The following is a 13,197-nucleotide window of genomic DNA, read 5'->3' as shown; positions in this document are numbered from 1 at the left end:
CATCACGCGCTCCGCATCGCCCACGGCACCAGCACGGGCTGTGCCTCGTGATCGGCGCGATAGGCGTCGATCGCAAACACTTCCGCGAGTTTCGGCGGCGCCAGCACGGCGTTCGGCGGCCCCATCGCCGCAAGCCGGCCGTCGAGGAGCATCAAGACCTGATCGGCGAATCGCGCCGCCAGCCCGATGTCATGGGTGACGACGATGACCAGCGCGCCGGCGCGAGCCTGGCGCTGCAGCAGCGCCATCACCGAGAGCTGGAAGTAAGGATCGAGCGAGGCGATCGGCTCGTCGGCGAGCAGCACTGGCGCGGCGGTCGCCAGCGCCCGCGCGATGGCGACGCGGCGCCGCTCGCCGCCGGAAAGCTCAGTGACCGGGCGATGCTGTAGCGGCGCGAGATCGACATCGTCGAGCGCGCGGCTCACCGCGTCGTAGTCGCCCGCCTGCAGGCGGCGCGGATCGGCGCCGCCATGCGGATAACGGCCCAGCGCGATCACGTCGCGCACCGGCAGCGGCCAATGCACCGCCTCACCTTGCGGCACATAAGCGAGCTGCCGCGCGCGCTGCCGCACCGGCATGCGGGCGACATCCTGGCCGCCGAGCAGCACCCGGCCCTCGCTTGGTACGAGTCCCGCAAGCGCGCGCAGCAGCGTGGTCTTGCCGGCGCCGCTGGGGCCCACCACGGCTGCCAGGCAGCCACGCGGCAGGGCGAACGAGATCGGCTGCACCAGCACACGGCGGCCGAGACTGACCCGCAGCCCATCGGCGACGAAGTCATTACCCTGGATCATGCCATGCTGCCGCTGAGTGCGCGGCGCTCGCGCACCACCAGATAGAGAAAGAACGGGACGCCGATCAGCGCCGTCAGCACGCCGACCTTGATGCCGCTGCTCGACGGGATCAGGCGCACCGCGATATCGGCGGCGAGCAGCAGCGCCGCGCCGCCGAATGCGCTCGGCAACAGCAACCGGCCCGGATCGTGCCCGACCAGCGGCCGCATCAGATGCGGGATCACCAGACCGATGAAGCCAATCGTCCCGGACACGGCGACGGCAGCGCCAACACCGAGCGCGACGCCGAGGATCACCTGCAGCCGCAGCCGGCCGACGTCGACGCCGAGGCTCTGCGCGGCCTCCTCGCCGAGGCTGAGCACACGAAACGCCTCGCCGCGCGTCAGCAGCAGCGCCGCGCCGCAGGCCATGAACGGCAGTGCCAGCGTGACGTGCTGGAAGCTGCGGTCCTCGAGCGAGCCGAGCAGCCAGAACGAGATCTCCAGCGCGGCGAACGGATTGGATGCGAGATTGAGCGCCAGCGAGGTCGCCGCGCCGGCGAGGCTCGACAGCGCCAGCCCGGCGAGGATCAGCAGCAGCAGATTGGCGCTACGCCCGGCCACCGCTATCAACATGAACACCGAGACGAACGCCATGCCGATCGCCGACAGCGGCAGCAGGAACGACAGCGCGTCGGCAAGGCCGAGCGAGATCACCAGCACGGCGCCGAACGCCGCGGCCTGCGGTGCACCGAACAGCGACGGCGCCGCCAGCGGATTGCGCAGCAGGCCCTGCAGCGCGGCGCCGGCAAGCCCGTGCATCGCACCGATCGACAGTGCGAGGATCGCGCGCGGCAGGCGGATGTCCTGGACGATCGAGCGCTCGGCGTCGCTGCCGCCGCCGAACAGCGCGGTGATCACCGCGCCGAGCGACAGCCGCACCGGCCCGACGCCGAGCGACAGCAGAAACAGCACGACGACGAGGCACGCCAGGATCGGCAGAACCGCCCGATCAGCGCGCACGACGTTCAACGCCGCTACGCGGCGCATTTGAGATCTTCATGGTCGGTCCTCTGTCGGCCCATCGCCGAACGAGTTTCACAAGGACCGGCCGGTCTCCTGGCTCGCGGATTTACGGAGACGACCGCCTTCCCGGCCCGCAGGCCAGTGGCATCGAGGACGCTCCAATCCGCCCACAGTTGCGAGGGCAGCCGCGGCATTGGGGCAACAGCCCCGCACCGCATTCCCGTTTCACCTCTCTGGCGAGAGGCACCGGTCCACTGGCTCGTAAAGCACGCGCGATCCCGCCGCACAATTCAGGGCGCGCACTTACGTAGTCATCCTTAAGTCGAGGATGGGCTCGAGGACGCGCCGCCCTGGTGCGTCAGCGACTGCACTCCGCAATCACCACGCAGATCGCACGTGCTTGGGCTACAGCAAGAACGACAGCGCGGCCTCGCAGCGATCTTCGACCTTGAGGGCGAGGAGCTCATCCGCACGAGTCCGGCCCAGATTGACCGCCGCGATCGGGATGCCGAGCTTTGCAGCCGCCTGCACAAATCGGAATCCCGAATAGACCATCAGGGATGAGCCGACGACCAGCATGGCGTCGGCCTGGCCGAGACTCTCCATCGCTCCGGCGACCTTGTCCTTTGGAACGGCTTCGCCGAAGAACACGACGTCGGGCTTCATCATGCCACCGCAGCTTGGACAGCCTGGCACCACGAAGGACGAGAAGTCCTGATGATCGAGCTCGGCGTCGCCATCCGGCAAGGCCGCGGCATCGAGGTCGGTCCAGGCCGCATTCAGACGGGAGAGTTCGTGCTGAAATTCGGCACGGCGGAGCGTGGCCGAACAGGCCATGCAGCGAACCAGATCGAGCCGTCCATGGAGGTCGACGACCTCCCTGCTCCCCGCGGCCTGATGCAAGCGGTCCACATTCTGCGTCAGCAGCATCCGGCTGTGACCTCTGGCCTCGAGCCGAGCCAGCGCGTGATGGGCGTCGTTCGGCTTGGCTTGCCCGAAGCGCCGCCAGCCGATCATGCTGCGCGCCCAATAGCGGCGCCGGGTGGCATCCTCGGCGACGAAGGCCTGAAACCGGACGGGCGGGGTCCGTTTCCAGCTGCCGTCGGCATCCCGATAATCGGGTATGCCGGAGTTCGTACTGCAGCCTGCGCCGGTCAGGACGAACAGCCGCTGGTGGCCCTCGACGAAGGCCTTGAGATCATCGTTTGCCATTGCCGACGAAGATAGGCACTCCGGGGCCGCGCTGCTACCATGCCGTGCCGGTCGCGGCATGCAGGAGAAGTGCGTGTGAGCGACCGATCCGACACAACCGGTGAGCCACCCGCGACCCTCTTGAGAACTGCGCTGATGCTGCGATCATCGCTCCATGCGGGAACCGCGCCTGCCCGGTTTCGTTCTCCCAGGAACCCGCAGGATCGATCGAATTGTCCCTTGAAGAAGTCAATGAACTGCCCGCATACGATCGTGACGCACTTCGACGCGCCGTCGGCTTGCTCGAACATCCCAGCCTCGCGGGCCGGCTGACCAGTCTGGCCGGCAAGCCCGTCGAACTGATCGGCTTCGCGCTTCCCGCTGCAGCCACCAAGGCGATCTCGGCAGCCACGTCCAAAGGTCTGGAAACTGCCCTCAAGGTTGCACTTCGCACCCTGCCGGCGTCGCGCGCGTCGGGGTCCGAGCGCCTGCATCGCGGTCTCGCGGCGATGTCGGGGGCGATCGGCGGCACGTTCGGGTTTGCGGCTCTTCCGCTCGAGCTTCCGATCTCCACGGTCATCATGCTGCGGTCGATCGCGGAGATCGCACGAAGCGAAGGCGAAGACCCGAGCGATCCTGAAACCGCCCTCGCCTGCGTCGAGGTGTTCGCGCTGGGCGGACGCGCGGGATCGACGGACGCCGCGGAGAGCGGGTATTTTGCAACCCGAGCCGTCCTCGCCAAGACGGTGACCGAAGCAGCTCGGTTGATCGCCGAGCGAGGCCTGGTGAATGAGGGAGCGCCGATCCTGCTGAAGTTCGTGACCCAGGTGGCTGCGCGGTTCGGCATCGTGGTCTCGCAAAAAGTCGCGGCGCAAGCTCTCCCGGTCGCCGGCGCGATCGGCGGGGCTGCCGTCAACTACGCGTTCATCGATCATTTCCAGGACATCGCGCGCGGGCATTTCACCGTCCGCAGGCTCGAGCGCATCTACGGCAAGCACGAAATCCGCGCTGAATACGACCGCATCGCTGCGGGAGAGCATTCGTCAGGCTGACTTCCGGCGACATCTTATGGCGCAATTTGTCGCAATGCGGAAAGCGCACAAGCCGCGATTCGGTCATTAGGGTTGCTCGGACGCGCCACCGGCGGCCCACCGCCCTTGCCCCGACAGCCGGTCGCCACCATAAAGACAGGGTAGAACGTCGCCGAAAGGGCCGCGCACGACGAATTTGGATCGAAAGGAGACGGGATGCCGCAGAACGAGTTTCTTCTTGCGGTCCTTCTCCTTCCGTTCGCCGGTGCCCTGGTTGCCGCTCTCCTGCCCGCTAACGCCCGCAACGCCGAGGCGTGGCTCGCCGCTCTGGTGGCGCTCGGCTGCCTCGGGCTGCTGCTCTTGCTGTATCCAGGCCTCGACGCCGCGCCGGTCCGTCACCAGATGGCCTGGCTGCCGCAATATGGACTGACCTTCACGCTGCGGCTCGACGGCTTCGCTTGGGCCTTCGCGTGCCTGATCACGGCGATCGGCGCGCTCGTGGTGCTCTATGCGCGCTACTACATGTCGCCGTCGGATCCCGTGCCGCGCTTCTTCTCGTTTCTACAGGGCTTCATGGGCGCGATGCTCGGCATCGTGCTGTCGGGCAATCTGATCCAGCTGGTGTTCTTCTGGGAGCTCACCAGCCTGTTCTCGTTCCTGCTGATCGGCTACTGGCACCACAACGTCGCTGCCCGCGAAGGTGCACGCGTGGCGTTGACGGTGACAGGCGCCGGCGGCTTGTGCCTGTTTGCCGGCGTTGTGCTGCTCGGCCATATCGTCGGCAGCTACGACCTCGGCGTGGTGCTGGCGGCCGGCGCTCAGGTGCGCAGCCATCCGCTCTACGTCCCGACGTTGATCCTGATCCTGCTCGGGGCACTCACCAAGAGCGCCCAGTTCCCATTCCATTTCTGGTTGCCGCGCGCGATGACCGCGCCGACGCCGGTCTCGGCCTATCTGCATTCGGCCACGATGGTGAAGGCGGGCGTCTTCCTGCTGGTGCGGCTGTGGCCGGTGCTGGGAAGCTCCAATGAATGGCTGTGGCTGGTGGGCAGTGCCGGCCTCATCACCTTCATCGTCGGTGCTTATCTCGCGGTGTTCCAGCGCGACCTGAAGGGCCTGCTCGCCTATTCGACCATCAGCCATCTCGGGCTGATCACGCTGCTGATCGGGCTCGACCGTCCGCTGGCGCTGGTCGCGGCGATCTTCCACGTGTTCAATCACGCGACCTTCAAGGCGTCGCTGTTCATGGCGGCCGGCATCATCGACCACGAAACCGGCACTCGCGACTTGCGCCGCCTCAGCGGGCTGTGGAAGTTCATGCCGAAGACCGGCGCGCTTGCGATCGTGGCCGCCTCGGCGATGGCCGGCGTGCCGCTGCTCAACGGCTTTCTGTCCAAGGAGATGTTCTTCGCCGAGACCATCGAGACCCATGACGGCTCGCTGCTCGACGACGCCCTGCCGTATATCGTCACGCTCGCCAGCATGTTCACCGTGGCCTATTCGCTGCGCTTCATCCGCGAAGTCTTCTTCGGGCCGCCGCCGGTCGACCTGCCCCGCGTGCCGCACGAGCCGCCACGCTGGATGCGCTTTCCGGTCGAACTGCTGGTGCTGACCTGCCTGGTCGTCGGCATCGTTCCGTCGCTGACGATCGGACCGTTCCTGCATGTCGCCGTCGAGTCGGTGCTGGGCGCGGCGACGCCGTATTACAGCCTCGCCGTCTGGCACGGCTTCAACTGGCCGCTGCTGATGAGCGTGATCGCGCTGGTCGGCGGCGTGCTGCTGTACGTGATGTTGCGGAAGCCGCTGCAGGAAGGTCTGACGAGTTCGCTGTTCAACGGCCGCTTCAAGACACAGCGGATCTTCGACCGGGTGCTGGTGACGGTGTCGTGGCGCTGGGCGCGCGCGGTCGAACGGGTGATCGGTACCCGCCGGCTGCAGCCGCAGTTGCTGCTGCTGGTCTGCGTGGCGCTGGTCGCCGCAAGCTGGCCCGCGCTGCTGCGTGGGATGAATCTCGCTCCGGTCGCATTCGACAATTTCGAGCCGGCGCTGGCGGGCGTCTGGGCGGTCGGGATCGCCTGCGCGCTGGGTGGCGCCGCGGTCGCGAAATTTCATCGGCTGGCCGCGCTCATCATGATCGGCGGCGCTGGACTGACGACCTGCATTACCTTCGTCTGGTTCTCGGCGCCGGACCTGGCGCTGACCCAGATCGGCGTCGAGATTGTCACGACGGTGCTGCTGCTGCTCGGGCTGCGCTGGCTGCCGAAGCAGTTCGAGACCGGCGAGACGACCTCGGAGCGCAGCCTGCTCCTCCGCACCCAGCGGCTCCGCGATATGGCTGTGGCGAGCGCTGCGGGCATCGGTGTGGCGCTGCTGGCCTATGCGGCGATGACCCGCACCGCGCCAGATAGCATCTCGGACTTCTTCGTGCGGCACGCTTATTCCGACGGCGGCGGCACCAACGTCGTCAATGTCATCCTGGTCGACTTCCGCGGCTTCGATACGCTCGGCGAGATCACCGTGCTGGCCGTGGTGGCGCTGTCGGTGTTTGCGCTGCTGCGCCGCTTCCGCCCCGCCGCCGACAGCGTCGACCTTCCCGAGCAGCAGCGGCTGCAGGATGCGCAGGACGACGCGCGCGACGGACGCAACCGCGGCGACACCGCTGCCGACTATCTCGCGGTGCCGGCCGTGATCATGCAGCTGTTGTTCCCGTTCATCTTCATCGCGGCGATGTATCTCCTGCTACGCGGTCACGACCAGCCGGGCGGCGGCTTCGTCGCCGGCATCGCAATGGCTGCGGCGCTGATCCTGCAATACATGGCCGGCGGCACCCGCTGGCTCGAGGCACGTCTGCGCGTGCATCCGCTGCGCTGGATCGGCGTCGGTCTGCTGCTGGCGCTGCTGACAGGTGCGGCGGCGTTGCCGGTCGGACGGCCGTTCCTGACGTCGGCCTTCGCCTATGCGGACATTCCCTGGATCGGCAAGGTGCCTCTCGCCAGCGCCGCGCTGTTCGACCTCGGCGTGTTCGCCCTGGTGGTCGGCGCCACGACGCTGATGCTGATCGCTCTGGCGCACCAGTCGATCCGCGCACACCGCCAGCCGCCCGCGCCCCGCGCCACGCCGGAGGCCGAGTGATGGAATTGATCGTCACACTCGCCATCGCGGCGCTGACCGGCTCCGGCGTCTGGCTGCTGCTGCGGCCCCGCACCTTCCAGGTGATCATCGGTCTTGCGCTGCTGTCCTACGCGGTCAACCTGTTCATCTTCAGCATGGGCCGGCTCCGCGTCGGCGCCGCCGCGGTGCTGGAGAAGGGACAGGCCGGCGATCCGGCCCTGCTGGCCGATCCGCTGCCGCAGGCGCTCGTGCTCACCGCGATCGTCATCAGCTTCGCGACCACCGCGTTGTTCCTCGTCGTGCTGCTGGCCTCGCGCGGCCTGACCGGCACTGACCATGTCGATGGCCGGGAACACGAATGATCAACTGGACCGACCATCTCATCATCCTGCTGATCCTGCTGCCCTTGCTGGTCGGGGCTGCGCTGGTGCTGATCGACGAACGGCATCAGAGCATCAAGGCCGCCGCCAATCTCGGCTCGATCGTCATCATCGGCATCGTCGCGTTGCTTCTGATGCACGCGGCGGACGCGCAGGCCACGGCCGGCGCCGCGGCGCCGATCGCGGTGTATCGACTCGGCAACTGGCCGGCGCCGTTCGGCATCGTGCTGGTAGTGGACCGGTTGTCGGCGCTGATGGTGGCGCTGACCAGCGTGCTCGCCTTCGCCTCCGCGACCTTTGCGCTGGCGCGCTGGCACCGCGGCGGCGCGCATTTCCATTCGCTGTTCCAGTTCCTGCTGATGGGCCTGAACGGCGCGTTTCTCACCGGCGACCTTTTCAACCTGTTCGTGTTCTTCGAACTGCTGCTGGCCGCCTCCTACGGCTTGGTGCTGCACGGCTCGGGCCAGGCACGGGTGCGCGCCGGCCTGCACTACATCGCGATCAATCTGGCTGCCTCGCTGCTGTTCCTGATCGGCGTCAGCCTGATCTACGCTGTCACCGGCACGCTCAACATGGCCGATCTGGCGCTGCGGATCCCGCAGGTGCCGGCGCAGGATCGCGCGCTACTGGAAGCCGGCGCCGCCATTCTCGGCGTGGCGTTCATGGTGAAAGCCGGGATGTGGCCGCTGTGCTTCTGGCTGCCGACCACCTACTCGGCCGCTGCGGCGCCGGTCGCGGCGATCTTCGCCATCATGAGCAAGGTCGGAGTCTACATCCTGCTCCGGCTGTCGCTGCTGTTCTTCGGATCGGCCAGCGGCGCGTCGGCGCTGTTCGGCAACGACTGGCTGATCGCGGCCGGCATCGCCACGATCATCTTCGGCCTGGTCGGCGCGCTGGCATCGCAGGAAATGTCGCGGCTTGCGGGTTATGCGGTGCTGGTGTCGTCCGGCACCGTGGTGGCGGTCGCCGCGGCGGCAGACCGCGCTGCCGTGACGGCGCCGGCGCTGTTCTATTTGGTGAGTTCGACGCTTGCGATCGCCGCGTTCTTCATGCTGATCGAACTGCTGGAGCGCGGCCGCGACCCCGGCGCCGACATGCTGGCGGTCACGCGCGAGGCCTATGGCGAGGATGCGCCGGAAGATCCGGACGCCGAGGAGATCGGCCTCGTCATTCCCGCCTCGATGGCAATCCTCGGCTGGTGCTTCGTCGGCTGCGCGGCGGTGATTGCCGGCCTGCCGCCGGTGTCCGGCTTCATCGCCAAATTCGCCATTCTGACGGCGCTGCTCGGTGACGATACGGCGGGCGGGATGCCGGCGTTGCACTGGGCTCTGCTGGCGCTGTTGATGCTGTCCGGCCTGACGATGCTGATCGCGCTGACGCGCGCCGGCATTCGCACGCTGTGGACGCCGACCGAGCGCGCCGATCCGCGGGTGCGGCTGGTCGAAATCGTGCCGATCGCGCTGCTGCTGCTCGGCTGCGCCTTGCTGACGCTGCAGCCGCGGGCGGCAATGAGCTACATGCAGGGCGCGGCCGAGCAGCTTCACGCCCCCGCGGCCTACACACACAGCGTGCTGGCGCCGGCGGAGACACGGGTGAAGACCGGAGGCGGCTCATGAAGGAGCTGCTGCCGTTCCCGCTGATCTCGTTGTGCCTGCTGGCGATGTGGCTGTGGCTAAGCCAGAGCATCGCGCCCGGCCCGATCCTGCTCGGCAGCCTGTTCGCCGTAATGGGTGGCTGGCTGTTGCGGCAGTTGCAGCCCGACGCGGGGCACGTGCGCAATCCGGCGGCGATGGTGCGGCTCACGGCCCTGGTGCTGGTCGACGTGATCCGCTCCAATCTCGCCGTCGCCGCTATCGTGCTCGGAGGGCAACGCCATAACATCACCTCCGGCTTCGTCGACATTCCGCTCGACATGCGCAGCCGGCAAGGCCTCGCGGTGCTGGCGTGCATCCTCACCTCGACGCCCGGCACGTTGTGGATCGACTTCAATCGCGATTCCGGAATCCTGCAGTTGCACGTGCTCGATCTGGTCGACGAGCACGAATGGGTCGAGCGCATCAAGGGCCGCTACGAGAGCCTGCTATTGGAGATTTTCGAATGAGCAGCTTGGTTTTGACCGTCTCGATCGGACTTGCGCAGGTCATGCTGGTCGTCGCGATGGGCTGCGCCACCTATCGGGTGCTGAGCGGGCCGCGCGCGCAGGATCGTGTGCTCGGCCTCGACACGCTGTACGTCAACGCCATGCTGCTGATGCTGACGATCGGAATCCGCACCGGCAGCAGCGTGTACTTCGAGGCCGCGCTGATCATCGCCCTGCTCGGCTTCGTCGGCACCGTCGCGCTGGCGAAATTCCTGATGCGTGGCGAGGTGATCGAATGAGTCACGCTGCGGAACTTCCGGCCTGGGCGGCTTGGGGCGTCTCGCTGCTGCTGCTTGCGGGCGCCGGCATTACGTTGATCGGCTCGCTCGGGCTGCTACGGCTCGGCAGCTTCTATCAGCGCGCCCACGCCCCGACGCTCGGGACCTCGCTCGGCACCGCGCTGATCTGCGGCGCCTCGATGCTGTTCTTTTCGCTGCTCCAGATGCGCCCGCTGTTGCACGAGGTGCTGATTCTCGGCTTCGTCACCGTCACCACGCCGGTGACGCTGATGCTGTTGGCGCGCGCCGCGATGTTCCGGGATATCGCCGAGAGCCCTGACGGCGATCTGGCGCGGCCGCACGAGGACAAGTAGGAAACCGGCCATGCTTTCGGCCGCCAGCGGCTGTGCAGCGTTCGCTCGTGGACGCTGGACAGCCATCAGGCGGCCGAAGCCGTTCTCTCTGTGCCTTAGTTCTTCGGCGCCGCTTCGCCCTGATCGCCCTTTGCACTTGCGGGACCAGCCGGGCCCGCGGGACCAGCAGGGCCGGCCGGACCAGCCGGACCTGCAGGACCAGCCGGACCGGCATCGCCCTTCGGGCCAGCGGGTCCCGCGGGGCCTGCGGCACCGACGGGGCCGGCAGGACCAGCCGCACCAGCCGGGCCGGTGTCACCCTTGGCGCCGCGCGGTCCGCAGTTGGCGACGATCAGGTCTTTGGCCATCTCGTCGCCGGCCTTCAGATCGAGCTTGCAGGTGTCGGGTAGGTAGCTGAGCGAGAACTTGAACCGCCGCGATGAGGAACTCTTGACCTTGTCGCCAGTCCCGACGACCTCGACTTCCTGACCGGGCTTCGTGGTCTTGCCGGTGATCACCAGCTTACCGCTTTCGATGGCCACCGTGTCGAGATCGAGTGCCATCGCGCTCGCTGAGGTCATCACCACGATCGCAGCTCCAGCAAATATGGATCCTCGCACTATCCAGCTCCCCTCTGCTCGCGGCGTCGTCGACGCCATCGCCTCCACCGGCCGCGGACCACCCCCGACCGCCAGCGAACCATAGCTCAACATCGGCGGCAGCATAGCCGGTGCCGTGTGACATTTTTTCCGCAGCGTGGTTTGCCCAAAGGCACCTCAGCCGCTCAGTGGGTCGGCACGCACAACGACGTTGCGAACAAAGCAGGAATCTGGGAGCGTCCGACTTCATCCCGACAGGCGCTGATTCGTGTCTTTGCCCGCCCCCTATCTAGACGCCCTCAATCCGGAGCAGCGCTGTGCCGTCGAGCACGGCGTCGGCGCGGCAGCCTGCCCGCCGCTGCTGGTGATCGCGGGCGCCGGCAGCGGCAAGACCAACACGCTGGCCCACCGCGTCGCACATCTGGTGCTGAACGGCGCCGATCCCTACCGCATCCTCCTGATGACGTTCTCGCGGCGCGCCGCCAACGAGATGACCCAGCGGGTCGAACGGATCGCCCGCAAGGTCATGGGCGATCGTGCCGGCGCCCTGACCGGCGGCCTGAACTGGGCGGGTACGTTCCACGGCATAGGCGCGCGCCTGATGCGCGAGCACGCGGAGCGGATCGGGCTCGACCCGGCCTTCACCATCCACGATCGCGAAGACTCCGCCGATCTGATGAACCTGGTTCGGCACGACCTCGGTTTCTCGAAAACCGAGAGCCGGTTTCCGACCAAGGGCACCTGCCTGTCGATCTACTCGCGCTGCGTCAATGCCGGGCAGGCTCTCGATCAGGTGCTGGGCGCGAACTACCCGTGGTGCGCTGGCTGGGCCAGCGAGCTGAAGCAGCTGTTCGCCGCCTATGTCGACGCCAAGCAGCGCCACAACGTGCTCGATTACGACGATCTGCTGCTGTACTGGGCGCAGACGATGAGCGAGCCCGATCTGGCCGAGGAGATCGGTGGCCGGTTCGATCACGTGCTGGTCGACGAGTATCAGGACACGAACGCGCTGCAGGCGCAGGTGCTGCTCGGGCTGAAGCCGGATGGCCATGGCCTCACCGTGGTCGGCGACGACGCTCAGGCAATCTATTCGTTTCGCGCCGCCACGGTGCGCAACATCCTCGACTTCCCAAAGGCGTTCAGCCCGCCCGCCCGTCTCATCACGCTGGATCGCAACTATCGCTCGACCCAGGCGATCCTCGGCGCCGCCAATGCGGTCATCGATCTCGCCCGCGAGCGCTTCACCAAGAACCTGTGGACCGACCGCGCCGCCGGCTCGCCGCCGCAGCTCGTCGGCGTCCGCGACGAAGCCGATCAGGCGCGCTACATTGTCGAGCGCGTGCTCGAGCATCGCGAGAGCGGAATCACGCTCAAGCAGCAGGCGGTGCTGTTCCGCACCTCTTCGCACTCAGCTCCGCTCGAACTCGAGCTGACCCGCCGTAACATCCCGTTCGTCAAATTCGGCGGCTTGAAGTTTCTCGACGCGGCGCACGTCAAGGATATGCTGGCTCTGCTGCGCTTCGTGCAGAACCCGCGCGATCGCGTCGCCGGCTTCCGCGTGTTGTTGCTGATGCAGGGCGTCGGCCCCGCCTCCGCGCAGAAGGTGCTCGATGCAATCGGCAGCACCGCCGATCCGCTGGCCGCCCTTGCCGATCTGCCGCCCCCGCCGCGCGCCGGCGACTGGCGCAGCTTCGTCGATGCCGTCGGGGAACTACGCAGCGGTGCAGCCGGCTGGCCGATGGAGATCGAGCGCGCGGTCGCATGGTATGCGCCGCATCTCGATCGCATCCACGAGGACGCCGAGACGCGACGCGCCGATCTGGTCCAGCTCGCGCAGATCGCCTCGGGGTATCCGTCGCGCGAGCGCTTCCTCACCGAACTGACCCTCGACCCGCCGGACGCGACGTCCGATCAGGCCGGCGTGCCGATGCTGGACGAGGATTACCTGATCCTGTCGACGATCCATTCGGCCAAGGGGCAGGAATGGAAGTCGGTGTTCGTGCTCAACGTCGTCGACGGCTGCATGCCGTCAGACCTCGGCACCGGCACCTCGGCGGAAATCGAAGAAGAGCGGCGCCTGCTCTACGTGGCGATGACGCGAGCCAAGGACGATCTGCATCTCGTCGTGCCGCAACGCTTCTTCACCCACGGTCAGAACGCGATGGGTGACCGCCACGTCTATGCGTCGCGCAGCCGCTTCATCCCCGACCGCTTGCTCTCGGCCTTCGAGCGCGTGAGCTGGCCGAAGGCCTCTGCGACTCCGGGTTATCCGACCCGGAAGGCCCCGCCGGTCGATATCGGCGCGCGCATGCGTCGGATGTGGCAATAGCAGCGATCAGGCGATTGTTCGCACCACGCGTGCAGTGCCGCTGCGCTACC

General features: G+C 67.3%; 12 protein-coding genes and 1 riboswitch. Of the genes, 8 read left to right on the top strand and 4 right to left on the bottom strand.

The genetic code is table 11. The features are described from left to right. Positions 1-2 precede the first annotated feature (2 nt). The 3 genes from ACFFJ6_RS21120 to ACFFJ6_RS21110 all read right to left on the bottom strand — a co-directional run bounded on the left by ACFFJ6_RS21120 (position 3) and on the right by ACFFJ6_RS21110 (position 3,007). On the bottom strand, positions 3-791 hold the full coding sequence (locus ACFFJ6_RS21120; RefSeq protein ID WP_378391524.1) for an ABC transporter ATP-binding protein: 789 nt from the start codon (positions 789-791) through the stop codon (positions 3-5). Beyond that, the gene (locus ACFFJ6_RS21115) at positions 788-1,819 is read right to left on the bottom strand and encodes a FecCD family ABC transporter permease (RefSeq protein WP_378391522.1); all 1,032 of its coding nucleotides are present in this window, start codon (positions 1,817-1,819) and stop codon (positions 788-790) included. The genes ACFFJ6_RS21120 and ACFFJ6_RS21115 overlap by 4 nt, the downstream gene beginning before the upstream one ends. A 42-nt stretch (positions 1,820-1,861) precedes the next feature. Next, a riboswitch (cobalamin riboswitch) is annotated at positions 1,862-2,061 on the bottom strand. 139 nt (positions 2,062-2,200) lie between these two features. Beyond that, positions 2,201-3,007 carry an NAD-dependent protein deacetylase gene (locus ACFFJ6_RS21110; protein ID WP_378391520.1) on the bottom strand — a complete coding sequence of 269 codons (807 nt, stop codon included), beginning with the start codon at positions 3,005-3,007 and terminating at the stop codon, positions 2,201-2,203. 212 nt (positions 3,008-3,219) lie between these two features. Between ACFFJ6_RS21110 and ACFFJ6_RS21105 the strand changes: the two genes are divergently transcribed. From ACFFJ6_RS21105 to mnhG, 7 genes are all read left to right on the top strand, one after another. Further along, positions 3,220-4,038, top strand: coding sequence for an EcsC family protein (locus tag ACFFJ6_RS21105; protein ID WP_378391518.1), 819 nt, complete (start codon positions 3,220-3,222; stop codon positions 4,036-4,038). A 195-nt stretch (positions 4,039-4,233) separates the two neighbouring features. After that, on the top strand, positions 4,234-7,149 hold the full coding sequence (locus ACFFJ6_RS21100) for a monovalent cation/H+ antiporter subunit A (protein WP_378391516.1): 2,916 nt from the start codon (positions 4,234-4,236) through the stop codon (positions 7,147-7,149). Beyond that, entirely contained in the window at positions 7,149-7,490 is a 342-nt protein-coding gene (locus ACFFJ6_RS21095) for a Na+/H+ antiporter subunit C (protein WP_378391514.1), read from the top strand. Before ACFFJ6_RS21100 ends, ACFFJ6_RS21095 begins: the two co-directional genes overlap by 1 nt. Continuing rightward, positions 7,487-9,124, top strand: coding sequence for a monovalent cation/H+ antiporter subunit D (locus tag ACFFJ6_RS21090; RefSeq protein ID WP_378391512.1), 1,638 nt, complete (start codon positions 7,487-7,489; stop codon positions 9,122-9,124). Before ACFFJ6_RS21095 ends, ACFFJ6_RS21090 begins: the two co-directional genes overlap by 4 nt. Next, a complete protein-coding gene (locus ACFFJ6_RS21085) occupies positions 9,121-9,609 on the top strand; it encodes a Na+/H+ antiporter subunit E (RefSeq protein WP_378391510.1) in 489 nt (162 codons plus the stop codon). The genes ACFFJ6_RS21090 and ACFFJ6_RS21085 overlap by 4 nt, the downstream gene beginning before the upstream one ends. Further along, positions 9,606-9,887: a K+/H+ antiporter subunit F gene (locus tag ACFFJ6_RS21080; protein WP_378391508.1), complete on the top strand. Its 282-nt coding sequence runs from the start codon at positions 9,606-9,608 to the stop codon at positions 9,885-9,887. Before ACFFJ6_RS21085 ends, ACFFJ6_RS21080 begins: the two co-directional genes overlap by 4 nt. Beyond that, positions 9,884-10,240 carry a monovalent cation/H(+) antiporter subunit G gene (gene mnhG, locus ACFFJ6_RS21075; protein ID WP_378391506.1) on the top strand — a complete coding sequence of 119 codons (357 nt, stop codon included), beginning with the start codon at positions 9,884-9,886 and terminating at the stop codon, positions 10,238-10,240. Before ACFFJ6_RS21080 ends, mnhG begins: the two co-directional genes overlap by 4 nt. A 95-nt stretch (positions 10,241-10,335) precedes the next feature. Here the strand turns inward: mnhG and ACFFJ6_RS21070 are convergent, their stop codons facing one another. Continuing rightward, positions 10,336-10,800 (bottom strand): collagen-like protein, encoded by a 465-nt coding sequence (locus tag ACFFJ6_RS21070; RefSeq protein WP_378391504.1) that lies wholly within the window; start codon positions 10,798-10,800, stop codon positions 10,336-10,338. A gap of 286 nt (positions 10,801-11,086) precedes the next feature. Between ACFFJ6_RS21070 and ACFFJ6_RS21065 the strand changes: the two genes are divergently transcribed. Next, entirely contained in the window at positions 11,087-13,147 is a 2,061-nt protein-coding gene (locus tag ACFFJ6_RS21065; protein WP_378391502.1) for an ATP-dependent helicase, read from the top strand. The last annotated feature ends 50 nt before the right edge of the window (positions 13,148-13,197 follow it).

Source organism: Rhodopseudomonas telluris (assembly GCF_042432815.1).
GTDB lineage: Bacteria > Pseudomonadota > Alphaproteobacteria > Rhizobiales > Xanthobacteraceae > Rhodopseudomonas > Rhodopseudomonas telluris.
Note: the sequence above shows the minus strand (reverse complement) of the source record. Positions and strands in the feature narration are given on the sequence as shown.